Genomic DNA, 21,860 nt, shown 5'->3' on the forward strand with positions numbered 1-21,860 from the left:
CGTTCTGGTATGAGCGCCCCTTGATCGCGGTCGGTTCGTAATCGCGGATCTAGAACGGGAAGACCGGTGGATGTCCGTTGCACAAGAAGTCACTGATAGCCTAGAAACCACCCGGTGAGTTGTGGCACGTTCACCCGGTTGACCCCACCGAGACCCGCTCACCCCTCAGGGTGACTCGGATCTGTATTGGTTCTTCTGCCGTGAGCAACAGAACCACACGAGGGTGTCATAGAACGAGTAGCACACCAAAGAGCAGGGTGAATGCTGAGGTGGTATGGACTCAGCGACCCTGCAGGATGAGCCTTCGGTAGAGTCGTTCTTCAATGTCGCGGAGACGGAGACGTTAGCGTTGTTTGAGCACCTTTCCTTCGAGTTCCTCGAAGAGTTCGACGTGTTCGCCCCGGCGGAGACGGGGCGAACACGAGAGCACGAACCACCAGAGCTGATGCGTGGCTTCCTCCACTGCTACTACAAGGACATCTACGGTATTCGGCCGGTTGAGCGGGAGCTTCAGAACACAGTTGTCTGGTTGAGCTGTGGGTTCGATCGACCGCCGTCAAGAGACGCGGTCGATCGCTTTCTCACCGACCTCGAACACGTCGTCGACGAAGTCTTCGACCGACTCGTCGAGCAGGCCGCCCGGCGCGGCCTGCTCGACTTGACCTACTGCATTGATTCAACCGACGTGAGGGCGATGCCCGCCGATCAAGACGCGTCGAAGTGCTACGATCCAACCGACGACGAGTACTACTACGGCTACGGTTGCACGATTGTCTCGACCGGGCAAAAGATCCCGATCGCAGCGGAGTTCACAGAGAGTAAGCAAGCACCAGAGGAGACGGCGATGCGCGTCACCCGTGACGCGCTCGCCGTCGAACAGCCGGTGTGGATGGTCGGTGACAGCGCCTACGATACGCTCGACTGGCACGACCACCTGCTGGCCGCAGGGGTCGTGCCAGTCGCTCCGTACAACGCGCGAAACACCGACGACCCGAAAGATATCGAGTACAGGGTCGAAGACCGCATCGAACAACACAGCGAAGACGTTCAACTGAAGCAGTCCACGTTGGATGAAACGTACAACCGCCGTACGGGAGTTGAACGAACCAACGAATCAGTCAAGGACTGCGGCCTCGGGCGAACGCACGCCCGAGGCCGCGTCCACGCACGGGCGCAGGTGTTCCTTGCGTTGTGCCTTCGCCTCGTCATCGCAATCACCAACTACGAACGCGGAGACAATCCGGGAAGTACCGTGATCACGGTGTGAGAAGAGTTCTATGACACCCTCGAACCACACATCAATCGTTATGAGGGGTGGATTCGATACCCAACTATGGATCGCTCGCATCCACCCCTCGGGATCAGCGTTGTCTCCGGCATCTGGTTGCTGATGGGGCTGTTGAATGGAGCACAGACCGTTCGAGTTGTGACCACCGGACCAGTGTCGTCCGAACTTTTGCTCCCGCTTGGTCTGGTCAGCGGAGTCTCGATTGCCTACCTCGTGGTCGGGATCGGTCTCTGGAGAACCCGGTCATGGGCATGGAAAGGTGCCATCGTACTGGCGGTCATCGGTATTGTCGGGAGTTTCCTTCAGCAACCCGTGGGACTGCTCATTGCCCTCTTGTTGCTCTGCGTTGGGGGCTATCTGATACTTGAGCGTGACCAGTTCCTGTCTGCCGAAGGTGCCATTTGACTTTCAGTCACGAAACGATGACTGGGTTTGAGTCCGCCAAGACTGTAGATGCCCCACCGAACGATGTGGACGGCTGGACTGGTGTCTTCGTCACGGCCCACCGTTCGCATTGGGTTCTTCTCTGCGTTCGCGGCTTGCTTCGCTCGCAATCGACTATTCCGGGAGTGAATCAACACTCACATAGTGTGTAAAGACTACCCGTAGCAACATCACGAAAACCAGGCAGGAAGCGGGGATTGCCAGCGAGGGTGGCAGGACTCGCATCGTGACTATCCACTTGGCCGCTACTGCGTCGCCTCTGAACTCCGAGACGGGACCCCGGAAGCGGTATCTCGAGCCCGATTGGGCAAGACGACTATTCCTTCGGTGATCACGGCTTGTCGTGAGTGGCCTCTTCTGTACTTCCAAACCCCAAGAATTGGAGTCTCTCCTCAGAGTCAATCAACGAAACTGCTTCGATCTTGATATCGAACCCGGCCAGATCGTTTTGAATGGCCGCAGGTTGGCTTTGGCAGTTCGCGATAGCGACGACATGGAAGCTGTGGCTGCCACTGTGGTTGATCCGAGTACGAGTTACTGCGGAAAGTTGTCCGACCTTCTGGGAGATACTCTCGTATCCATCCGGCAATATTGTGCAAACGAAAAGTACCGAGAGAAATCCGAGCCGCCCGTATTGACCTCCTCCCGCGCCTGAAGACGCGGGAATCCCACCACGGGATTTCAGGCCGGGCGTGGCCCTATGGTTTCAAGACGCATACGTCCCAAGCGTCTCCTGCGTGGTAGCATCGGCTAGGGTGTCTTGCGGGGCGGTCAAACGCCCCCCATCCCCAGCCGAGTCATCGCCATCCGTGTGTTCTCTTGAATGGCTCTCTCCGCTGAGGTAGCGGTCTGCGATGTTTATCGCGCCGTTCACGTCCGCTTGGGACTCGCCCATCCAGCAAGCGTCGTTCGTACACTTGAACGTCGCCTGTCGCGGGCGATACCCCACTTCACCGCAAGCGTGGCACTCTTTCGACGTGTTGCACGGGTTCACCGTCTCGACGGGGATGCCCTTCTCGACGGCCTTGTAGCGTATCTGCGCGTGGAGTTTGGCGAATCCCCATCCGTGGAGACGCCGATTCATGTACTCACCGTAGTCCATCGACTCCCGTATGTACGTCAGGTCTTCTAAAACGAGAACCGGGTTCTCGACGGACTCGGCGTACTCCACGACCTCGCGGGTGACGCGGTGGAATACGTCGTCTATCTGGTCCCATATGTCGTCCCCGAAGGACTCCACGATACGCTCGCTTCCGCGCGTCTGGAGTCGTCGTGTGGCGGTGAAGTAGGTCTTGCGGAGCCGACGAACGGTCTTGCCCTCGTCGGCCCACAGTTCGGGCGCGGTCGGAGAACCGTGGCCGTCGCGGTGACACACCGTGGCGAGTGACGCTTCCCCGATGTCCACTCCGATGGGCGTCCGTTCTTCGGCGGACACATCGGAGCGTTCCTCTACGTCGCGGGTGGCGGTGACGTGGAGATACCACGTTCCGTCCCGCTCGAACAGCCGACTTTCGCCCATCGTGGCGTCTCCCGCGTTCAACGCTTCCAACCAGTCCCGCTGTTCAGGGTTCGGCTGTGCTGGCATCCAGAGGTGGTAGTCCTCGTGGTGCGGGATTTTGACGTACCACTCGATGGCGTTCTCGGGCTTGTGGTCGAGTCGTAGCCCTCCGTTCGTGAAGCGGACGGGGTGGTCGTCGTGAAGTTCGCCCGCGTTGTACGTCGTCGTGAGTTGCGGGACGTACTTCTTGAGCGCGTTCTTCGCGTACCCGCTCAGGTCGTAGTTGACCACCACGTCGTTCGCTTCGGTCTGCGTGGTACATCCGGCGTCGAAAGCGTCTTGGAGGGCTTGCTGGTACGCCTCTCGCGTCTCACGAAGTTTCCTCCGCTTGTGGGCGTTCGGCTCTACCAGTTTAAGTTCGAGCGTCTTCGTGAGTTCGGTCACGAATCGCCCTCCTTGTGTTGCTGGATGTAGTTCTCGACTGTCTCGCTCGAAACGTGCCCGGCGGTCCCTGCGTAGTATCCTCGCGCCCATCCGATTTTCTCGCCGTCGTGGTCGGCGTATCGGTGGTTGTACTTGCGTGAGGAGATGCCCTTGAACCAATTGGCGAGTAGTGCCGGTTCGTTCTTGGGTGGGCTACTGACGAACAGGTGAACGTGGTCGTGCTGTACGGTGAGGTCGAGTATTTCGACGCCTTTGTCGGCGGCTATTTCGTGGAGGATGGACCGGACACGACTGGCGACCTCGTTGACGAGTACCGACTGGCGGTACTTCGGCAACCACACGATGTGGTAGTTGAGGTTGTAGGTCGCGTGCCGTGTGGTCTTCATCCGTGCTGCACACTATGGTCCGTTGGCGTCTTAATATTACCGATAGAACGGTTGGAAATCCATTCGTGGCATCGTCGGTGGGTGTGTAGGCTATGGTCCGCTTGACCCCCGCCTAAAGACGGGGGTATGCGCTCGTATCTTTATCACCCCGCTCGACTCCAGTTTGTCGATTCGGATCGTTCCTGGTGTCACATCGACTTTCGCTGCCGTGTCCGGAGTTGAGCGCTGTCGTGCATTGAGCAGGAGATCGGTGAGCAGCTGTGCGTCAATCGCGTCAGTCTCGTACACTGAACCCCGTTCTTCTGCAACTCGAGTTCATTGGTCATGTTTCTGTCCACCCTTCTAGCGCGCCGAAGAGGCGGGCCATCATCGACTGGTTGATCAGGTCGATTGCTACGTCATCACCGTCGTCAACCGACCCGATGAAGCCGAGGGGAACCTGTCCACCGGCCATATCGTGGTGGCCACCGGCACTCCCGACCTGATCGAACGTTTCTTCCATCACGTTGCCAATATGAAGCTGGGAATTGCTCGTTCTACCACTGAGGTGGACGTTGTCATCTACGATGCCGTACACAATGGTCGTACTCACACCCTCCAACTGGAGAAGGTAATCAGCAGCCTGTGGAACAGCGTCGCGTTCACGAATCCATCCGAGAGAGGACACGAGGCAGGAGCCCCGGACCTCTCGATTGGCAATCGCATCGCCGATTCCGCTAATCGTCTCAGGTGTGAACACCGAGTTGGTCAACTCTTCGATGATATTGTGATCTGCATGCGGGTGGAGCACACACGCAGCTGCATGTTCCGTAGATGTCGTCTCACGGTTGAAATCCAGCGTTTCACGGTGGAGTGCGAACAAGAGTGCGGTAGCGAGGCGTTCTTCAAGTTCAATACTAAATATCTCCAAGTACCGGGTTAGAAGCGTGGCCGTTGCCCCAACAGCAGGTCGAAGATCTACGAACTGGCCCTGGAGGCCATCAGTTGGGTGATGGTCAATGATGATATCCGGCGTCATCTCTTCAACAGCAGAATTGTTTTGTCCCGGAATACCGTGATCAACGAACGCGACTAGACCATAGTCAGAGAGTGAAACCTGATCAATCGGTGTTAGCTCTATATCGAGAACATTGATCATCGCTCGATTCTGTTGATGCGTAACTGTCCCACCGTATACGATATCCACGGTCGGGACCTCCCACTCCTTGGCAATCGCTTCCAGTGCGAGGGCACTGGCGAGCGTGTCTGGGTCGGGATTATCGTGGCAAAGAATCGCGAGTGAATCAGTGGAGGCTACCAGTTCCTGGAATCGCTGGTAGTCGATATCCGAGTCATCCATTATCATTGCCAGCGGAGTGTTCGACTGAGATCGTTCCGCTGTCTCGGACAGTTCAGGCATGCTCAAAAGTCATCCTCAAGAACTGGCGAATCCTCACCAACAGACGTGCGTTCGATAGCCCGTTTCCACCGGTAGTAAACCGAGCTGAGCGCATGAGACGGTTGGCGAACCGTGAGTATGGACGTTGTTGGTTGCGGTTCTAACTCATCAGGGACCGACTGACCAAACAACCGTTGCAGAAGCGGCTGCTTTGTCGGCGCGCCGAGAATCGCAACGTCGTACTTCTCGATCTCCTGTAGTAGCTCAGCGACGACATCCTCAGATGCCCGTGATTCGCACTCCACGTCGGGGAAATCTGAGAGAACATATTCCGTGAGGTCGAGCGCCTTGCGCCCTTGCTGAAAGCGCTCCGCGTCCGTACTCTCGTAGAGGTGAACTCCACGAATACTTGTCCCGTAGGTGCTTCCCAGAGCTCGCGCAGTCTCCGCTCCGAGAATCGTATGAGGGCCCGGACCGACGGCGAGTAGGATATTAGAGGAGGTATCTAGAGCCGATACATCGTCTCGGTCCGTTGCGTCCTCGGGATCCGGTAGGAGGGGGTCCGCCTTTGTCCCCAGTGTTTCGAGATAGACGGCACAATCTGCCGTCTCCAAGACCATATTGAGTAGGGATTCATCCCATAGTTGCTGGCCATTCTCATTATCCTGAGCGAGAAAGACGGCATCGTAGCGCTCGCCTGTTGTACACTCTGCGAACACGTCATCGGGGGTGTGTGCCACGATAACTAGTCCTGACACCGGCACGTCTTCCCCGTAATCCGCCACGGCATCCCGGACGTTCGCCACATGGTCCCGTGCGAGATCGATAACCCGGGTCATTTCCTCCGAGAAACTCTCATTGCCCACCGTGTCTAGGCTGATCTCACTCGGAGCAGTTACGATGCTGGCGATCGTCACTGAACCGTTTCGATCGTTAGCAATCGCGAGCGGAGTCCGTAGGAGCCGATGGATATCCAGGCGGTTGTAATCGGCCGTTTTGGCGTCTGGAAGGGGAACCAGAAGGTCGTACGATTGCGATGAAACGGGTCTGTGAGTGGCTATTGAGGATTTCTTCGGCGTTCCGTCATGGCGCTGAACTGGGATTGACATTGGTTCTGTCATATTCACATCAGAGGGGTCTCCGAAGAGTTTGATGCCGACTGGCGATCCTCTTGACGGATCGTCAAATTGACCAATGTGTTGCTCTCGTGGGGAACCGACGTGCTATCAGCTTCCCATCCGGCGACGGGCGAGTACATCATAGTGGTGGTGGTGCTGAGGGAGAGCACGATAGGTGAAAACATTTTTGATATTATACGATAGGTTTACACCAAATTTGTTGTAAGGCCTTGGAGCTCGAAAACGGGGCTGCTCTAGTGTTGCTACCATTCACTCAAACTACACTTACATATAACACATCTGATTGAAATCTAAATAAGATAGCTCGAAAAGGATAGTTCGGCGGCTTGAGTGTCCATGCTCAATCAAGAACTGCGCAAGGAGACGTTGAATGCATCAAGTCGACGACGCCGGCGCCGTTGCGACCGAGATGGTTGTGCGACGACCGGGCTTTCGACGGGACAAAGAACCAGTTCTCCCCGTCGACATCGCCTACATCGACCGCGTCATCCCACTCGCCCGGCAGCGTTCGACCCCGCCGTTCATCGAGGACGTCCAGCGGGACTGTCTCGACCGGCTCGATGCCACGCGGTCACCAGACGCAGTGCTCGGACGGCTTGAACGAGCAGTCAACGAACTGCAGGCGGGCAACATAGCAGTGAGCGGCTCGTCGAGCGAAATCATGTCTCCAAGCCGCTGGAAGGCTACTCACAGAATACCCAGAACGTGGCGGCGTTGAAATGACGAGGTGATTCTAACCACAGCTGAACTCGCAGCTGAAGAACACGGTGACGCTCGACGGGCAGTCCGACTGTTCCGGAATGCGGGCGAGATCGCCGACGAAGAAGGCGACGAGATCGTGACCGCGAATCATGTTTTCGAAGCTGACGAACTCGTCGAAGTTGAACTCTTTATCGAGATGGTGAAAGGGACTCCGCTGTCAGGGAAATCACTCCTGTTTGCTCTCACGCGTCTTGACCGGAATAACCCGGAGAAAGAATGGTTCCGGACGTCAGAGATTCACGAGGTTTACCAAACAGTAGCACGGGACGTCGAAGTAGAGCCCAAGGGGTACAATCGTGCGCTTGAGCTTCTGAACAAGCACGTAACGACAGGAGTTCTCGAATCGAAAAAGAAGGAACGCGGAGATCAGGGGAAGTTCAGATCGTATTCGCTCCAAGGAGACGTTGAGAGCACACGAACTGGACTGATCAACTCGACGCCGGAACTCCAGACGTTGATGGGATGGTGACACCCTCACCCCTCGGTGTGAATGGTCCCCCATAGAATACGACGGTTGTAGTGATAGAGCGAGAGTTGAAGAACCTAGTGCGGCACGGAGAGCGGCTTACACGTTCTGCCACGGTGGCTGACCCGACCCGCTACTGCACCGCACCTGTAGTTATCTTTATTATACCTCAGTCGTACGTGTTTAGCCCCAGAGCGATTTCGGTAGTCTCTCCTAGGACCCGTACGAGCAGTGCAGTAGGTCGATGCAACAGGCGAACGAGTTCATCTTCGAGGGATGGTCTCCGACCCGGAGACCATCCCGTCTCGTCTGGTTATGACTCCGTCGGAGCCAACCGAAGAAGAGATACTCGACCGCCTTGCTGCGCTTGAAGAAGAAAACCAGCAGCTTCGGGAACAGGTTGAGGAGCTCGAAGAACTTCGTAAGGAGAACAAGCGTCTCAGAGCCAAGCTCCGGTGGTACGAAGGACCACATACACCGCCGAGCAAGGAACATCCAGGCGATGAAGAGTCGTCCTCGTCCGATGGGGACGAGGACGACGAACAGCCACGTACTGACGGTGGCACGCCCGGTCGAAAAGCCGGACACGAGCCAGAATGGCGTGAGGCTCCTGACCCGGATCGAGAAATCGAGGTGACCTGTGACTGCTGTCCAGAATGTGGCGAAGCGTTCGACGAGTCGGCGGGCGTCAGCCCCCGACTCGTCGAGGAACTCCCAGATCCACAGCCACCGGAAGTCACACAGTACAACCGCCACCACTACGAGTGCCACTCCTGTGAAACCGAGACTGTCGCCTCACACCCCGACTGCCCCGACGAGGGGCAGTTCGGGGTGAACGTTATTGCTCAGTCGGCGCTATCTCGGTACGATCACCGACTTCCCTACCGGAAGATCGGAGACCGCTTCCAGCAACTACACGGACTGGAGCTCTCGGCCGCGTCCACGTGGCACGCGACCGAGCGCGCTGCGCGCGCCGGTCGCTGTGAATACGAACAGATCCGTCGCCAGATCCAGCAAGCCGACGTTGTCCATATAGACGAGACTGGAATCAAGCGAGACGGCGAACAGGCGTGGCTGTGGACGTTCACCACCGAGAACCACACGCTGTACGCGGTCAGAGAAAGTCGTGGAAGCGATGTTCCCGCAGAAGTCCTCGGCGAGGACTTCGCGGGAACGGTCATCTGTGATGGGTGGACGGCGTATCCAGCCTTCAGTGAGACGCTTCAGCGGTGTTGGGCACACATTCTCCGGGAAGCTGAAGACGCCGCTGAACAGCAGGCTGAAGGCGAACCGATCTATCGTGCTCTCAAGGAGTTGTACGTCGCTCTCCAGGCTCGACTGGAGAGCGACTTGACAGTGCGTGAGCGGGCAGAATTACAGCGTGTTGCACGAAGAGAGCTTGAATCGTTGATTGAGCGGTCAGTCCCCGACGGACCAGTGGCAACACTACTCGGGAAGATCGAAGGAGGCCTCGACCACTGGCTCACCTTCGTCGGTGAGCCAGCGGTCTCCCCGACGAATAACGCTGCGGAAAGCGCACTACGTGAGCCAGTGGTTCTCCGGAAGCTCATCGGAACACTTCGGAACGACCGCGGGATGTTCGTTCACGAGACGCTGCTGTCCCTGCTGGCGACGTGGCGCCAGCAGGGACGCAACCCCTACGAGGAATTCAAACGAGTCGCCCGAGACAACGAGATGATCTCACGAGCTCACGCTGTGCCGGCTGTTGCGTCCTCGGGGTAAACACATACCCTCAGTCTAAACAGTCCTTTGAGCAAGTACATTTTGAAAGGCAAGGCCTTGTGCCGAAGGTTCGCCACTGAGTCGACAGCTTCCCTACGGCATGAGGACTTCTGCTGTTAAGGGCTTCTTAATCACGGTACCCTGGGTGGTGGACCATTCACACTGAGGGGTGTGGGGGTAAACGAGGCGTAATCTATCCGCGTGTTGCTCTGTCTTCTCTCGGTGTGAAGTCTCGTCAGAGAGTGGCGGTTGGTAGCCATTCACACGCTGGGGGGTGTCATCTGCTGCGCTCCGAATCACGTTGAAACGAATATCAGGCTACAGTTCCATCTCGTCTACTCGTCGGGATTCACCGGCTCTCTGTACTTCGACGTCACCGAATCACCTTCCCGCCACTGCCAGTAGTAGTAGCGATTGTCGTTGATCTCCTTGATCGTGATCGCCGCCTTCGCCGGCACGTCGTCTGGGAGGTCATCGGGGCGTTCCTCGACGTCGGCATCGTCCGCTTCCTCCTCGAGACGAGCTTCACGCTCCTTGTATTCGGCCAACGCCTCGGCGTAGCTGGCAGCGTCCCGAAGATGCTCCGATGTGGCTTCGTTGAGCGTGTTGACGATCTCCGTTGGGAGGTTCGCCGGTGGGGACGGTGGTTCGGAGGACATCGACTCTCTCTGTGTTAACCAACACGGACTCTCTATCCATAGTTTTGTTGGTTAAGGCGGTGGGGCAAGCTCTTGTCCCTCTCGGTCTGTAACATTACTCGAAGCTTCTTTATACACAAGTTTCGTTCTATGTTACACTGTGCTCCGGCGCATCGAACTCGAGGTCCTCACCACGGTCGACCCCTAACCACCGTACAACTCGATGACGGGTCCTCCGATACGACCCACGAACTCAATCGGCGTCCAACTGGGCCACCAGCCCTCGCGGATCCGATCGCCGTTACGCCCGTACTTGGCGACTATACCGAGCCATCGACCGACGGGCTCGTCGCACTCGACACCGATAGCTGGACGACGACTTGGACACACAATACAGCTGGCAGACCCAATCCACCGACTGTCGCTGACGACCTCCTTGTCGCCACGAGCGATCAGGGCGATGTAACTGCGCTTGCGGCGTCCACTGGTGACACGCCGTGGATGCGGACGTTTAGTGACGATCATCAGCGTGCAAGTATCCCTGCCCCGCCAGCCATCGATGCCGATTCCGTGTATATCACCGCAGATGGCGCTGCCGCTCAGGGAATCTACGCGCTGGACCGTGAGACGGGTGAGACACAGTGGGAAATTCCTGGGCCAAATATTCCGGGTCCGTTAGTTCGGACGGAGGATGTCGTCCTCGCGAGCTACGACCGCTATGAACTCGTGGCGTTCGATGCTGGGAGTGGAGACCGGCAGTGGTCAAAGGAGATGTATGATGGTGGTCCGTTCTCACCAGCAATCGGAGATAGCCGCGTTTTCAGTGCAGATACCAACACCGCGTCCGAGGCCATCGTTCCCTTCCTAGTGATGGTTGTCGGTGGCTATGCGGGAATCACACTTGCAGACATCCTGTGGGAACAGTTCTTCACTAACTGATCAGCGACTCTCCCTCTGGAATAGCGCTCTCATCGGACTCGACGGAAACCTTCTGCTCGTGGAGGACGTGGTCGACACGGCATTCGATCCTGTCGTCGCTCGGTAGTCGCCGGCGCGGAGCTTGTAGTACGGGTAGCCGGTGAGCTTTTCGAGGCGGTGAGAGGTCCAGTCTTTCGCCTCGTCGAGTTTCTTGACCAGTCGCTCTTGGGCTTCGATGTCGAGTCCGTCTAGCAAATCGAGTGCTTTTGATGTCCACTCGACTTTAGTCATCGATGCGCAGGCGGTCCTTCACGTCGTCTTGGGACACCGTCTCACCCTGCTCTCGCTGTTCGCGGCTCTCTGCCAGGTGCTTGAGCGCTTCCTCGGACAGCTGCGTGGGGGGATTGACCGCATCCCGGAGGGCATCGCGGATGAATTCGGACTTGGTCGCGTAGCCACGCTCTTCCCATACTTCGTCGACCTGTGCCAGCAGCGACTGCGGTACCCGGACGTTGATCTTCTCCATCTCGCCGTCGCCACCGCCGTCGCTGTCAGTGCTCATACGATGTGATACGCTTGTATCACGTAGGTAGCTTCGGTTGAGTGACTGGGCTGTGCTCCCCAGCACTTCTTCAGTCAATCCGCTTCGTGAGTTTTACGAACAACAGACCCCAGACTCCGAATATGCCGGAGATTGATCTTAATGAGGAGACAGTCAACCGACTCGACAATCTACGAGTCGACGACGAATCCTATGACGAAATCACCAATGAACTCATCAATATCTACGAGGCAGAAGAACTGACTCTTTCGTTTGCCGGAGATCGGCTGGAGTAATCAGAGAATCTGTCGACCGACAGGCGCGGTTGGCATTCTGCCGATATTGCCTCCGCCAGGGAGTTCTGACACGCAGTTCGCACAGTACCTGTATTCCCGTTCGTTGGTTGTCCCACACTCCGGGCAATCGACTTCTTTTGTCTGTACTGATTTTTTAGTGCTGTCCGCAGGTTCCACGCCACCGTCGGAGCTCTGCTTGGACCAATACGCATAGAGGACAGCCAGCACGTGGAACCCTCCGACGACTACGACGAGCGTGTACAGCCAAGGCTGGAGGGTCATGCCTATCAGGACATAGTGTCGGCGTTCACTTAGCCCTTACTCGTCGGTTCAGGAAATCAATATTCTTTTGCGGAATTATGTCCGGTATCCGATTGTATGGCGCTGTCGGTGGTGTTCGTCGTCGGCGTAGCAGCGGCCATCTTCGTCGGCGTGAATATCGGGGGCTCATCGACCGGCGTGGCATTCGGCCCCGCGACTGGAAGCGACGCTCTGTCGATGCGACAGGCATCCGGGTTGATGGCCGTGTTCGTGCTGCTCGGTGGATTCACCATCGGCACGAATGTCGTCGACGCCCTGGGGGCGGATTTCATCCCAGCGGAGTATTTCACGCTGGGCGCGTCGATCGGCGTCCTCCTGTTCATCGGGCTCGGCATCCTGATCGGAAACGTCCTCAACGTGTCGACCAGCACCAGCCAGACGGCGGTTGCCGCTGTCGTCGCGATGGGCGCGGCGCTCGGTGTCCTCGACTGGCGCACCGTCGGTGTCGTCGGTATGTGGTGGGTACTCTCGACGACCCTCGCCTTCTGGATCTGTGCGTTTGTTGGGCGGTACTTCTACGACGCGATCGTGAATCTGCTCAGTTTCGAATCCGACGACACCGGCCGCTTCGCGGAGCTCGTCGTGATCGGGATCGGCTGTTACATGGGGTTCTCGACAGGGGCCTCCAACGTCGCCAGCGCCGTCGCGCCCCTCGTTGGTTCCAGGCAGCTCGAGATGACATCTGGGGTGGCTATCGGCGGCGTGGCGATCGGGGTCGGTGCCTTCGCTATCGGTCCCCGGACGATGGAGACCGTCGGTGAAGATATCACGGACCTATCGCTGGAAGCGTCCCCTGATCGCTGAGACGATCGCGGCCTCGATCCTCACCGGTCTGAGCTGAGCCGGAATCCCCGCGAGTCTCGCCGTCGTGCTCACCGCGTGCGTCATCGGACTCGGGTGGGGCGGGAGAGCCGTCGGGTGCCTCTTCACGCAATCGTCCGACCTGACGGGCTTTCAACTGCTGAACGGTCGGACTGGGCCGCTGACCAGCTCGATCTGTTCAATCCCTCGGCGACGAAACGGATCGTGACGACGTGGATCGCTACCCCGACTGTTGCCGGTGTTATCGCCTTCGTTACGTTCGAGGCAGCCGAGCGATTCCACCGTCTCACCTGAGCAGGTCACACCAGGATGTTATCGGAGCGGAAGCCGTGCCTCTACTCAGACGAACTCCCAAGTCAGGCTTTTCGATACGAGACTCGAAGATAAGAAACAACGATGTCGCTGAGTTCGCTCAGTGGTCGCTTCCGAGGAAGACAGACGCAATTTCACATCGAACTCGTGTACGGCATCCTCTTTATTGCCGGCTTTGCTTTTCTCGTCTTCCGCGTCGATCCCCGGGTGGCAGCGTTCGAAGGAGGTCTCGTCATTGGTTACTTATTGAGAATTTAGGGGAAAATGTCAATCTACGAGTGGATCCTTGAAGAGACGATTTCAAGCGAGGCCGAACGACAGGTCGAGGCCGAGGTCGTGGATATAGATGAACAGATTGACCAACGTGTGACCGAACAACTCGAAGAAGCCGGTGAACCTCGATCGGATCAAGCCGACGATTCAACTACGTAAGGGAGAGTCACCAGTGCTACACGGCTTCAGCTGGCTTTTCGAACGCCTGCGTTTCGGATCCAGCGTTTGAGTCGACCTCTTCGAGCGCCTGCTCGAAGTGCTCTATTGACAGCTCGATTTCGTCGACGTTGGCCGATTCGGCACTCGCAGTCGCACGGACGTATTCGCGGACGGCGACCGTCGCAGCCTCGCGGCAGACCGCCTCGATATCGGCACCGACGTAGCCGTCAGTCCGCTCGACGAGTTCGTCGACGTCGACATCTTCGGCCAGCGGCTTGTCCTCGGTGTGGATCTCGAAGATCTCACGCCGTGCCGCTTCGTCGGGCTCGTCGACTGCGACGTGACGGTCGAGCCGTCCCGGTCGGAGCAAGGCATCGTCGATGAGGTCTGGGCGGTTCGTCGTGGCGATCACTACGATGTCCTCGAGTTCTTCGAGACCGTCGAGTTCGGTCAGCAGCTGTGAGACCACGCGTTCGCCGACGTTCGAGTCGCCAACGCCCTGGCCACGTTCCGAGGCGATCGCGTCGATCTCGTCGAAGAACACCACCGTGGGGGCGTTCTCGCGGGCCTTCGAGAACACTTCACGAACGCCCCTCTCGGACTCGCCGACGTACTTGTTGAACAGCTCAGGCCCCTTGATCGAGATGAAGTTCGAGTTCGCCTCGTTAGCAACGGCCTTCGCAAGCAGCGTCTTCCCGGTGCCGGGCGGCCCGTAGAGCAAGACGCCCTTCGCCGGTTCGAGTGCGACTTGCTCGTAGGCGTCGGCGTGTTCGAGGGGCCACTGGACGGTCTCCTGGAGGCGTTCCTTCGCATCATCGAGACCACCGACGTGGTCCCAGGTGACATCGGGGACCTCGACGAATACCTCTCGCAGCGCGGAGGGTTCGATGCCCCTCAGCGCCTCTTTGAAGTCGTTCTCGGTCACCTCTATCGAGTCGAGGATGTCGGCGGGGATCTCTTCTTCGTCGAGATCCAGATCGGGCCGAATCCGGCGAAGCGCGTGCATCGCGCTCTCTTTCACGAGGTTCTCGAGATCTGCGCCGACGAAACCTTGAGTATTCTCAGCGTACCGGTCGAGATCGACGCCGTCGCCGAGAGGCATCCCGCGCGTGTGGATCTGAAGGATCTTTTCGCGCCCGTCATGGTCGGGGACGCCGATCTCGATTTCACGATCGAACCGACCGGGACGGCGGAGCGCCGGATCCACGGCATCGACGCGGTTGGTCGTGCCGATAACCGTGAGCTGGCCGCGCTCTTCGAGGCCGTCCATCAGCGAGAGCAACTGGGCGACGACCCGGCGTTCGACATCGCCACTGACGTCTTCGCGCTTGGGCGCGATGGAGTCGAGTTCGTCAATGAAGACGATCGCGGGCGCGTTCTCCTCGGCCTCCTCGAACACGTCGCGAAGCTGCTCTTCGCTCTCGCCGTAGTACTTGCTCATGATCTCCGGGCCAGAGATCGTCTGGAAGTGAGCGTCGATTTCGTTGGCGACGGCCTTGGCGATCAGGGTCTTCCCCGTCCCGGGAGGACCGTGGAGGAGAACGCCCTTCGGCGGTTCGATGCCGAGCGTCCCGAACAGCTCGGGGTGGCGCATCGGCAACTCGATCATCTCCCGAACCTGCTCGAGTTCGTCGTCGAGGCCGCCGATGTCCTCGTACGTGAGGGCTGGAGCGGTCGTATTTTCCGGTTCTCCCGATTCGACGGAGACCTCCTGGGCGCTCTGGTCGGCGATCTCGATCTCGGTCGTGTTCTGCACGACGACCGTCCCGCTGGGCTGCGTATCGACCACCCGTAGGGGAATGCGTCGACCAGACCGACCGGAGAACATACCAAACCCGATCGGGAACGCGACCGTCTGTCCTGCCCTCACCGCCTGGTCGACGAGATGTTCGCGGAGGTGCGAGCCGAGATCTCCTCTGATCTGAAGATTCTGTGGTAGGGAGACGGTAACTCGGTCCGCCGGCTCGACCTCCGTTTTCTCGACCTCGACGCGGTCGTCGATGCTGACGTTCGCTGCCTGTCGGAGCTGGCCGTCGATTCGGATGATACCGCGACCCGCGTCGCTCGTGTTACTAGGCCAGACGCGGGCGACCGTTCGTCCGCCGTTGCGGCCCTCGATCGCGACGAAGTCGCCACTGCTGACGCCGATCTCCTGAAGCGCATCGCGGTCGATGACGGCCATACCGCTCCCTGGATCGCGGTTCTTGAGTTGTTTGACCGTAAGTCGCATGGCTCTCACCTCGATTACTCACGGAAGAAAGCGGCTGTCGGTCAGTACTCCTGTCCGAGGCGATGTCAGGCCTGGACCTCGATCTGCTTGCCGCGGGTGGTGGCACCCGTCAGTACCGGCAGCCGGACTTCGAGGATCCCGTTATTGTACTGGGCCTCGATATCGTCGTCCTCGACGTTCTTTGGGAAGCGGAAGCGACGGTGGTAGGTCTTGCGCTGGCTCCGCGTCTCATCCTCGTGTTCGGCGGCGATGTTGAGGACACCCTCGTCCCAGGAAACGGTGATCTCCTCGGGATCGAAGCCCGGCATCTCGACGCTCAGGACGAACTCGTCGTCCTCCTCGTACAGTTCGTAGTCGTTGCGACCGGTTTCGAACAGTCGGCTCGGGAATCCGGAGTTCTGTAGCCACGAACTGGTTGAACCTGTCGGAAGGGGCATGGCTAATCACCTTGACTCCAGCCAAAACTATGTCCGCATTTCGTAAAAAATTTTCTATCAAAACACAAATATGTATGTATTATTACATTGGTGTGGCGTGGCATAAACGGGGTGATTTGTTGTCGGAATCGAAAGGAATCGATGGATCGAGCAGCGTAGAATATATTTTGAAACAACCTGTAGTTTACTCGTATAGTGCTCGAGCGCGATGTTCTTCGTCGACGAATCGGCCAGTAGTGCAATTGCGAGCTGATCGATACGGGCCTCATCGGTCTCCGATCCCCAGTCGAACCCACCAGGGACGCGGCGCAGGACGTGGAGATGCCTGTCTAGGAGGTCGCCGTCGGGCGTGTAGACCAGCTGTCCACCCATGCAGCGTTCACCACGGTACGCTTGGCCGCTGGTCATCGGTACTCTTCCTCCCGATGGCCCCAGCCCCGTGATCGCGCCGGGGGCTGGCAGGGCGGGGAATTCGACGGTCGACAGGCTGTGTCTGGACTGCGCCCAGTCCCCCACTCGCTCGTGCTCGCGGCCTGCTGGTCGAGGACCGACGTACATCGGCTTTCGTGCTTGACTCCGCTCCGTGACGACCTCCCGATGGAGCATCGTACAGAGCTCCATGACACTCTCTGCGAGGGTGAACGCCGCGGCTCGCGACCGCAGGTCGTGCTGGCTGAAGAGGATCGTCTCATCGGCCCGGTCGACCCGGGCCAGCCACTCCGAGGTCTGCTGGACGTGGCAAAGAACGGTCTTCGAGAACTCGTAGCGAACCTGGTACTCGGTCTCTTGCTCGTCGTACCACGGCCACCGGGAGAAGACCTCCTTGAGGTCCGCAACGATTTCGTCGAGGCCGCTGTCCTGATCTTCAGCGTCGTACGCCGCACCCGCTCGGTGTCGCTCACGAGGGCCGCCGGTTTGTTCTCGCCGGGAACTGCCTGGTCGTCAGGCCCCCACAACGCGGAGTGACTGGGCGCTGGTCACACAACAGCGCGTTTTATGTGGAGTGCTCGGCGAGGGTGCGTATGGCAGTTCTTGTCCCCTACGACGGATCGAGTCCCGCACACGACGCCGTCGAACACGCCGTTGAGACGCACGACACCGACGAACTCGTGCTCCTGCACGTCACCGAGCTCGCGGACGGGATGCTCGACGCCGGCGTGGACATCGTCCAAGAGCAGCTGAAAGGCCTCCAGAATCCGGCCAGCAGCGAGGGACTCACCGAGGAGACCCAGGCCCTCCTGGAGGACGCGGCGCTCTCGTTCCGGATGGAGACGACAGTGGGGAACCCGGCGCGTGAGATCGTCTCGTTCGCGGAGGACAACGACATCACCGAGATCGTCATGGGGAGCCACGGGCGGCGTGGTGTCTCCCGTGTGCTGCTTGGGAGCGTCGCCGAAACGGTGGTGCGGCGCGCCCCGACGACCGTGACAGTCGTTCGGTGAGGGCGGCTCACAGGTGAGAGGGGATCCGTGCTGTGGGGTCGGATGTAGCCGGACGCCCCACCATCGATGTGTAACGGCGGGTCCATCGGTCAAGCACTGGCAGCCGTTGTGGCGAGAGGTTTTTATGCAGCGATCTCTGATTCCACAGTGTCGTGTGAGACAATGTCACGCAATAAAATCGCGCTGACGGGCCCCTACGACGGGCTAGAGGAGGCACGACGGGCGTGCACAGCGGACCTCAAAGAAACGTCCCCGGAGCTATACGACGCCTGCAACGGGTACACTGAATCACTTATCGCGGAGGTTTCAGCGTCAGGGAACGCGATTCCCGGAAGCGCACTCACAGACGACAAAGACCTCGCCGTGTTCCGCCAGTTCATCAAGCAACAACACACCGAGTACTGGTTCGCGGACCTCAACGGCCGCGGCAGCACCGCCGACCTCGGGTGGGATGCATTCCGGTCGCTGGTCGTGCGATACGCCGAACACGCGTACCTGAATGCGTTCGGCGCGTACCGGGCTGCGACCGAGCAGCTGTCACAGATAGAGCGCAGCCGCCAGGAGGTGAGCGAGTTACTCGCGGAGATCGAGGGACGACTTGATGGAGACAGCGCGGCAGTCATCGCCGACGGGGAGGCCACGCCACAGGAGCTGCTGACAAGCGCGAAACGAACGGTGGCAACGGCGACCCAACAGCTCGACACGGCACAGACGGAGATCAGCAACGCGCACGCCTACCACGCAGTCGGGGACTGTTATCAGACCGAGTACGACATCGAGTCGGAGTCGTTTAGCGACGTTTCGCTGGCGGACGACGCCGACTGGTTCCTGCAGGACCTGCGGCACCGGCGGGACCGGTTGCGGACGCGGGCCCGGTGGATGCGAAACGATGTCTCGGCTCTGAAGTCGAGACCCGCGGTCCGCGACAGTGCGTGAGTGGGCCATGGGTAGCCGGCAGGGCGTTGTCGACGGGAGTCCGTGCGGAGCGAAGACGCGCCGCCGGGGATTACACGTCACACGGACCAGTATTTTTAATACCGTGGTGTGGCACAGTGGGGTACAGCATACAGAGGTCGCGCTCCGAGGTGCTCCGGCTGGTCGTGCGAGACGTCGCCGTGAGCGTGCCTCGCGGGTCGGACTGCGGTCTGCGTGCTAAACACAACGGTTATGAAATCGTTACAACTCAAAGTCGGCGCAGTGGTCGGTGCATTCGTTTTGGTGACCGTGCTCGTTGGCGGTGGACTGGCGTGGAATCCAGTCCAGGAGGGGAACATCGAGGTGGTGAAAGAGTGGGGTGCAAGCACCGGTGAAACCCTGGAACCGGGTGCAAACGTGATCGTGCCGATCAAACAGTCGACGGCGGTCGTGCCGGTCCGGCCCCAGGAGTACACGATGGCGAACGAAAAACAGGAGGGCGCCGAAGCGCGCGACGATTCCGTTGAGGTGCTCACGAACGACGGGGTGAGCGTCAACGTTGACGTGACGATCCGGTATCGTGTGAACAAGACGGAGGCCGCGACGTTCTACGACGAGTACAAGGACGTGAGCCAGGCCGAGGCGCGGTTGATTCGGCCGACCACCCAGGACGTGTTGCGGACGGAGGGTGGGGACATCGACACGACCGAGATCTACACCGGCGCGGGCCAAAAGCAGATGGCGGCCGCGGTAAAGAAGGCGCTCGAGACGGAGGCCGTGGGCAGCGGGCTGATCATCGAGGCCGTCCAGATCCGGAACATCAAACTCCCGGGCCAGTACGCTGACGCCGTCGAGAAGAAGGAAGTCGAGAAGCAGAACATCGAGAAAAAGCAGAACTCCATCCAGGTCGCGAAGGCTGAGGCGGAGCGCAAGCGCGTGCAGGCCAAGGGTGAGGCAGAGGCCAACGAGATCGTTGCGGAGTCACTCAAGGACAACCCGGAGCTCATCAAGATCCGGTATATCGAGGCGCTGAACCAGGACAACAGCACGATCTACGTCGGCGCTGGCTCGCAGGCCGGGATCACGTTGACCAAGGACGTCGACGAGGAGAACAAGAGCTGATGGCTGGGCGCCTGATCGTGTTCGGGTTGTTGTGGTTGGGGGCGATCGCGTTGGTGACGGTCGGCGCGTTCAGGTATTTCAGCGAGCGCCAGCGGCTCAGCCACGAGGAGAGAATGTACGACAAGCGCCACGACGACGAGTAGGCTGTCAGCTGGAGGCGTCGTGGAGCGAGCGGTGGGTCGTCGAGTGTGAGTGGTCGATGAAGGCATGGGTCGAGAACTGAAACCGCCGGATGTTTTATTTCGTGTGGTCGTGTACGAAAGCGACGAGGAGAGAGTGTGTATCCACACACTGCGGCCGACGAGCCGTTGCAACGTCACCCCCAGTTTTAGGCCAGCCTAATAGCGGTAGTTTTATTTATTTTTAGGCTAGCCTAAAAATTGCGTATGTCAGAAGAAACCCAAGACGGAGACACCCGGAGAGGCCGGTCATCGTGACTGACCACGACGACACGTCGAACGCTGCCCTCCTCGAAAGCCAACGCCGACGCGAATCGAACGCACGCACCTACCCGCGCTCGCTGCCGATGGCGGTGACACACGCCGAGGGCATCGAGGTGACCGACGCCGGCGGCACCACCTACCTCGACTGCCTGGCCGGCGCGGGCACGCTCGCGCTCGGCCACAACCATCCCGCAGTGACCGCGGAGCTGGAGCGATTGCTCGCCGAGGACCGCCCGCTGCACACGCTCGACATCACCACACCCGAGAAGGAGGCGTTCGTCGACGCGTTGTTCGACAGTCTGCCGGCCTCGTTCGCGAACACGGCGAAGGTGCAGTTCTGCTCGCCGGCCGGCACCGACGCCATCGAAGCCGCGCTGAAGCTCACGAAGACCGCCACCGGGAACCGGAGCGTGCTCGCGTTCCACGGCGGCTACCACGGCATGACCGCGGGCGCGCTCAGCCTCATGGGCGACATCGACGCCAAAGAGCCGGTTTCGGGGCTGATGCCGAACGTCCACCACCTCCCGTATCCCGACCAGTACCGCCACCCGTTCGGCCTGCCGGCGGGCGAACACGAATCCATCCACACGTACATCGAGCACGCCATTAGCAGCCCCGAGCGCGGGTTCACGGAGCCCGCTGCGGTCGTGCTCGAACTCGTACAGGGAGAAGGAGGGGTCAATCCCGCACCGGACGCCTGGGTGCAGGAGCTCAGGCGCATCACTCGGGAACACGACATCCCGCTGGTCGTCGACGAGATCCAGACCGGCCTCGGACGCACCGGTGAGACGTGGTCGTTCGAGCACGCCGGCATCGAGCCCGATGTCGTCACGTGCTCGAAGGCTGTCGGCGGCGGTCTCCCGCTGGCGGTCGTCCTCTACAACGAGGGCCTCGACGTCTGGGAGCCGGGCGCACACGCCGGCACCTTCCGCGGGAACCAGCTCGCGATGGCGGCTGGCCGCGTCACCATCGAGCACGTTATCGAACAAGACCTCCCCGCCCACGCCGACAAAACGGGGGCGCGGCTCCGCAGCGCGCTCACCGACCTCGAAGCCGACTTCGACGTCGTCGGCGACGTTCGCGGCCGCGGGCTCATGCTCGGCGTGGAGTTCGTCGCTCCGGACGCAGCGGGCGACGAACGCCCGCCGCCGGACGGCGACCTCGCGGCGGCGGTGAAACAGGCGTGCTTCGAGCGCGGACTCATCATCGAGACCGGCGGCCGGGATTCCGCGGTCGCGCGGTTCCTGCCGCCGTTGATCGTCTCCAGCCACCAGATCGACGAGATCGCGGCCCGGTTCAGCGACGCGGTCACGGCCGTGCTCTCGTCGTCAGCCGAGGTGTCGGCGTGAGCCCGCCGCGCAGCGCCGGCGCGAACGCGTCCACGGACACTGACCCTGTGGCGCTCGCCGACCGGCTGTTCCTCGGGAGCGACGCCGGCAACGA

General features: G+C 59.7%; 25 protein-coding genes and 2 pseudogenes. 16 read left to right on the forward strand and 11 right to left on the reverse strand.

Annotated elements, in window-relative coordinates; genetic code table 11:
• Window positions 1–37: 37 nt before the first annotated feature.
• The 3 genes and pseudogenes from ACOZ32_RS12715 to ACOZ32_RS12725 form a co-directional block, all read left to right on the forward strand.
• Window positions 38–118, forward strand: a pseudogene (locus tag ACOZ32_RS12715) (hypothetical protein); the annotation flags it as partial.
• 156 nt (window positions 119–274) lie between these two features.
• Window positions 275–1,267, forward strand: a complete 993-nt coding sequence (locus ACOZ32_RS12720) for a transposase (RefSeq protein ID WP_424335300.1) — start codon at window positions 275–277, stop codon at window positions 1,265–1,267.
• Between the two features lie 66 nt (window positions 1,268–1,333).
• On the forward strand, window positions 1,334–1,693 hold the full coding sequence (locus ACOZ32_RS12725; RefSeq protein WP_010904060.1) for a hypothetical protein: 360 nt from the start codon (window positions 1,334–1,336) through the stop codon (window positions 1,691–1,693).
• Between the two features lie 745 nt (window positions 1,694–2,438).
• Here the strand turns inward: ACOZ32_RS12725 and ACOZ32_RS12730 are convergent.
• The 4 genes from ACOZ32_RS12730 to ACOZ32_RS12745 form a co-directional block, all read right to left on the reverse strand.
• Window positions 2,439–3,674, reverse strand: coding sequence for an RNA-guided endonuclease InsQ/TnpB family protein (locus ACOZ32_RS12730; RefSeq protein WP_012289618.1), 1,236 nt, complete (start codon window positions 3,672–3,674; stop codon window positions 2,439–2,441).
• The gene (gene tnpA, locus ACOZ32_RS12735; protein ID WP_010904062.1) at window positions 3,671–4,060 is read right to left on the reverse strand and encodes an IS200/IS605-like element ISH35 family transposase; all 390 of its coding nucleotides are present in this window, start codon (window positions 4,058–4,060) and stop codon (window positions 3,671–3,673) included. Before tnpA ends, ACOZ32_RS12730 begins: the two co-directional genes overlap by 4 nt.
• Window positions 4,061–4,382: 322 nt before the next feature.
• On the reverse strand, window positions 4,383–5,459 hold the full coding sequence (locus ACOZ32_RS12740) for a DHH family phosphoesterase (protein WP_010904063.1): 1,077 nt from the start codon (window positions 5,457–5,459) through the stop codon (window positions 4,383–4,385).
• A gap of 2 nt (window positions 5,460–5,461) precedes the next feature.
• Complete coding sequence (locus ACOZ32_RS12745) at window positions 5,462–6,355, reverse strand: universal stress protein (protein ID WP_227970950.1); 894 nt, start codon at window positions 6,353–6,355, stop codon at window positions 5,462–5,464.
• Window positions 6,356–7,073: 718 nt separating this feature from the next.
• Here ACOZ32_RS12745 and ACOZ32_RS12750 point away from each other — a divergent pair.
• The 3 genes and pseudogenes from ACOZ32_RS12750 to tnpC form a co-directional block, all read left to right on the forward strand.
• Window positions 7,074–7,297, forward strand: a pseudogene (locus ACOZ32_RS12750) (type B DNA-directed DNA polymerase); the annotation flags it as partial.
• A 7-nt stretch (window positions 7,298–7,304) separates the two neighbouring features.
• The gene (locus ACOZ32_RS12755) at window positions 7,305–7,808 is read left to right on the forward strand and encodes a hypothetical protein (RefSeq protein ID WP_012289619.1); all 504 of its coding nucleotides are present in this window, start codon (window positions 7,305–7,307) and stop codon (window positions 7,806–7,808) included.
• Between the two features lie 312 nt (window positions 7,809–8,120).
• Window positions 8,121–9,548, forward strand: coding sequence for an IS66 family transposase (tnpC, locus tag ACOZ32_RS12760; RefSeq protein WP_285253944.1), 1,428 nt, complete (start codon window positions 8,121–8,123; stop codon window positions 9,546–9,548).
• Between the two features lie 335 nt (window positions 9,549–9,883).
• Here tnpC and ACOZ32_RS12765 read toward each other — a convergent pair whose 3' ends face one another.
• A complete protein-coding gene (locus tag ACOZ32_RS12765) occupies window positions 9,884–10,207 on the reverse strand; it encodes a hypothetical protein (protein ID WP_010904068.1) in 324 nt (107 codons plus the stop codon).
• 129 nt (window positions 10,208–10,336) lie between these two features.
• On the opposite strand from ACOZ32_RS12765, the gene ACOZ32_RS12770 reads away from it, so the two are divergent.
• The gene (locus ACOZ32_RS12770) at window positions 10,337–11,125 is read left to right on the forward strand and encodes a PQQ-binding-like beta-propeller repeat protein (protein ID WP_010904069.1); all 789 of its coding nucleotides are present in this window, start codon (window positions 10,337–10,339) and stop codon (window positions 11,123–11,125) included.
• Here ACOZ32_RS12770 and ACOZ32_RS12775 read toward each other — a convergent pair whose 3' ends face one another.
• Both ACOZ32_RS12775 and ACOZ32_RS12780 read right to left on the reverse strand, forming a co-directional pair.
• Window positions 11,126–11,395 (reverse strand): type II toxin-antitoxin system RelE family toxin, encoded by a 270-nt coding sequence (locus tag ACOZ32_RS12775; protein ID WP_010904070.1) that lies wholly within the window; start codon window positions 11,393–11,395, stop codon window positions 11,126–11,128.
• Window positions 11,388–11,666: a ribbon-helix-helix domain-containing protein gene (locus ACOZ32_RS12780; RefSeq protein ID WP_010904071.1), complete on the reverse strand. Its 279-nt coding sequence runs from the start codon at window positions 11,664–11,666 to the stop codon at window positions 11,388–11,390. The genes ACOZ32_RS12775 and ACOZ32_RS12780 overlap by 8 nt, the downstream gene beginning before the upstream one ends.
• A gap of 122 nt (window positions 11,667–11,788) precedes the next feature.
• On the opposite strand from ACOZ32_RS12780, the gene ACOZ32_RS12785 reads away from it, so the two are divergent.
• Complete coding sequence (locus ACOZ32_RS12785) at window positions 11,789–11,941, forward strand: DUF7557 family protein (RefSeq protein ID WP_010904072.1); 153 nt, start codon at window positions 11,789–11,791, stop codon at window positions 11,939–11,941.
• Here ACOZ32_RS12785 and ACOZ32_RS12790 read toward each other — a convergent pair whose 3' ends face one another.
• Window positions 11,942–12,223, reverse strand: coding sequence for a DUF7577 domain-containing protein (locus ACOZ32_RS12790; RefSeq protein WP_010904073.1), 282 nt, complete (start codon window positions 12,221–12,223; stop codon window positions 11,942–11,944).
• 96 nt (window positions 12,224–12,319) lie between these two features.
• Between ACOZ32_RS12790 and ACOZ32_RS12795 the strand changes: the two genes are divergently transcribed.
• Entirely contained in the window at window positions 12,320–13,066 is a 747-nt protein-coding gene (locus tag ACOZ32_RS12795) for an inorganic phosphate transporter (protein ID WP_010904074.1), read from the forward strand.
• Window positions 13,067–13,660: 594 nt separating this feature from the next.
• Window positions 13,661–13,828 (forward strand): hypothetical protein, encoded by a 168-nt coding sequence (locus ACOZ32_RS12800; protein ID WP_010904076.1) that lies wholly within the window; start codon window positions 13,661–13,663, stop codon window positions 13,826–13,828.
• Between the two features lie 16 nt (window positions 13,829–13,844).
• On the opposite strand, the gene ACOZ32_RS12805 is transcribed toward ACOZ32_RS12800, so the two are convergent.
• The 3 genes from ACOZ32_RS12805 to ACOZ32_RS12815 all read right to left on the reverse strand — a co-directional run bounded on the left by ACOZ32_RS12805 (window position 13,845) and on the right by ACOZ32_RS12815 (window position 16,903).
• Entirely contained in the window at window positions 13,845–16,058 is a 2,214-nt protein-coding gene (locus tag ACOZ32_RS12805; protein ID WP_010904077.1) for a CDC48 family AAA ATPase, read from the reverse strand.
• A gap of 65 nt (window positions 16,059–16,123) precedes the next feature.
• Window positions 16,124–16,495 (reverse strand): Hsp20/alpha crystallin family protein, encoded by a 372-nt coding sequence (locus ACOZ32_RS12810; protein WP_010904078.1) that lies wholly within the window; start codon window positions 16,493–16,495, stop codon window positions 16,124–16,126.
• A 57-nt stretch (window positions 16,496–16,552) separates the two neighbouring features.
• A complete protein-coding gene (locus tag ACOZ32_RS12815) occupies window positions 16,553–16,903 on the reverse strand; it encodes a DUF6166 domain-containing protein (protein WP_227970951.1) in 351 nt (116 codons plus the stop codon).
• 189 nt (window positions 16,904–17,092) lie between these two features.
• Between ACOZ32_RS12815 and ACOZ32_RS12820 the strand changes: the two genes are divergently transcribed.
• The 6 genes from ACOZ32_RS12820 (at window position 17,093) to ACOZ32_RS12845 (ending at window position 21,766) form a co-directional block, all read left to right on the forward strand.
• Window positions 17,093–17,461, forward strand: a complete 369-nt coding sequence (locus tag ACOZ32_RS12820; RefSeq protein ID WP_010904080.1) for a hypothetical protein — start codon at window positions 17,093–17,095, stop codon at window positions 17,459–17,461.
• 56 nt (window positions 17,462–17,517) lie between these two features.
• Entirely contained in the window at window positions 17,518–17,937 is a 420-nt protein-coding gene (locus ACOZ32_RS12825; RefSeq protein WP_010904081.1) for a universal stress protein, read from the forward strand.
• A 162-nt stretch (window positions 17,938–18,099) separates the two neighbouring features.
• Window positions 18,100–18,873: a hypothetical protein gene (locus ACOZ32_RS12830; protein ID WP_227970952.1), complete on the forward strand. Its 774-nt coding sequence runs from the start codon at window positions 18,100–18,102 to the stop codon at window positions 18,871–18,873.
• 261 nt (window positions 18,874–19,134) lie between these two features.
• Window positions 19,135–19,974, forward strand: coding sequence for a prohibitin family protein (locus ACOZ32_RS12835; protein ID WP_157849929.1), 840 nt, complete (start codon window positions 19,135–19,137; stop codon window positions 19,972–19,974).
• The gene (locus ACOZ32_RS12840) at window positions 19,974–20,117 is read left to right on the forward strand and encodes a hypothetical protein (protein ID WP_010904084.1); all 144 of its coding nucleotides are present in this window, start codon (window positions 19,974–19,976) and stop codon (window positions 20,115–20,117) included. The genes ACOZ32_RS12835 and ACOZ32_RS12840 overlap by 1 nt, the downstream gene beginning before the upstream one ends.
• A gap of 290 nt (window positions 20,118–20,407) precedes the next feature.
• Window positions 20,408–21,766: a diaminobutyrate--2-oxoglutarate transaminase family protein gene (locus ACOZ32_RS12845; RefSeq protein ID WP_012289622.1), complete on the forward strand. Its 1,359-nt coding sequence runs from the start codon at window positions 20,408–20,410 to the stop codon at window positions 21,764–21,766.
• The last annotated feature ends 94 nt before the right edge of the window (window positions 21,767–21,860 follow it).

Source organism: Halobacterium sp. MBLA0001 (genome assembly GCF_049705385.1).
GTDB lineage: Archaea > Halobacteriota > Halobacteria > Halobacteriales > Halobacteriaceae > Halobacterium > Halobacterium salinarum.

What these genes read in the sequence shown, in the direction of transcription:
- ACOZ32_RS12725 (WP_010904060.1), top strand. Translation starts at nt 1,334, where the DNA reads ATGGATCGCTCGCATCCACCCCTCGGGATCAGCGTTGTCTCCGGCATC.
- ACOZ32_RS12740 (WP_010904063.1), bottom strand. Translation starts at nt 5,459, where the DNA reads ATGCCTGAACTGTCCGAGACAGCGGAACGATCTCAGTCGAACACTCCG.
- ACOZ32_RS12795 (WP_010904074.1), top strand. Translation starts at nt 12,320, where the DNA reads ATGGCGCTGTCGGTGGTGTTCGTCGTCGGCGTAGCAGCGGCCATCTTC.
- ACOZ32_RS12775 (WP_010904070.1), bottom strand. Translation starts at nt 11,395, where the DNA reads ATGACTAAAGTCGAGTGGACATCAAAAGCACTCGATTTGCTAGACGGA.
- tnpA (WP_010904062.1), bottom strand. Translation starts at nt 4,060, where the DNA reads ATGAAGACCACACGGCACGCGACCTACAACCTCAACTACCACATCGTG.
- ACOZ32_RS12780 (WP_010904071.1), bottom strand. Translation starts at nt 11,666, where the DNA reads ATGAGCACTGACAGCGACGGCGGTGGCGACGGCGAGATGGAGAAGATC.
- ACOZ32_RS12825 (WP_010904081.1), top strand. Translation starts at nt 17,518, where the DNA reads ATGGCAGTTCTTGTCCCCTACGACGGATCGAGTCCCGCACACGACGCC.
- ACOZ32_RS12810 (WP_010904078.1), bottom strand. Translation starts at nt 16,495, where the DNA reads ATGCCCCTTCCGACAGGTTCAACCAGTTCGTGGCTACAGAACTCCGGA.
- ACOZ32_RS12785 (WP_010904072.1), top strand. Translation starts at nt 11,789, where the DNA reads ATGCCGGAGATTGATCTTAATGAGGAGACAGTCAACCGACTCGACAAT.
- ACOZ32_RS12770 (WP_010904069.1), top strand. Translation starts at nt 10,337, where the DNA reads ATGTTACACTGTGCTCCGGCGCATCGAACTCGAGGTCCTCACCACGGT.
- ACOZ32_RS12805 (WP_010904077.1), bottom strand. Translation starts at nt 16,058, where the DNA reads ATGCGACTTACGGTCAAACAACTCAAGAACCGCGATCCAGGGAGCGGT.
- ACOZ32_RS12720 (WP_424335300.1), top strand. Translation starts at nt 275, where the DNA reads ATGGACTCAGCGACCCTGCAGGATGAGCCTTCGGTAGAGTCGTTCTTC.
- ACOZ32_RS12790 (WP_010904073.1), bottom strand. Translation starts at nt 12,223, where the DNA reads ATGACCCTCCAGCCTTGGCTGTACACGCTCGTCGTAGTCGTCGGAGGG.
- ACOZ32_RS12765 (WP_010904068.1), bottom strand. Translation starts at nt 10,207, where the DNA reads ATGTCCTCCGAACCACCGTCCCCACCGGCGAACCTCCCAACGGAGATC.
- ACOZ32_RS12820 (WP_010904080.1), top strand. Translation starts at nt 17,093, where the DNA reads ATGGAGCATCGTACAGAGCTCCATGACACTCTCTGCGAGGGTGAACGC.
- ACOZ32_RS12815 (WP_227970951.1), bottom strand. Translation starts at nt 16,903, where the DNA reads ATGACCAGCGGCCAAGCGTACCGTGGTGAACGCTGCATGGGTGGACAG.
- tnpC (WP_285253944.1), top strand. Translation starts at nt 8,121, where the DNA reads ATGACTCCGTCGGAGCCAACCGAAGAAGAGATACTCGACCGCCTTGCT.
- ACOZ32_RS12800 (WP_010904076.1), top strand. Translation starts at nt 13,661, where the DNA reads ATGTCAATCTACGAGTGGATCCTTGAAGAGACGATTTCAAGCGAGGCC.
- ACOZ32_RS12830 (WP_227970952.1), top strand. Translation starts at nt 18,100, where the DNA reads ATGTCACGCAATAAAATCGCGCTGACGGGCCCCTACGACGGGCTAGAG.
- ACOZ32_RS12840 (WP_010904084.1), top strand. Translation starts at nt 19,974, where the DNA reads ATGGCTGGGCGCCTGATCGTGTTCGGGTTGTTGTGGTTGGGGGCGATC.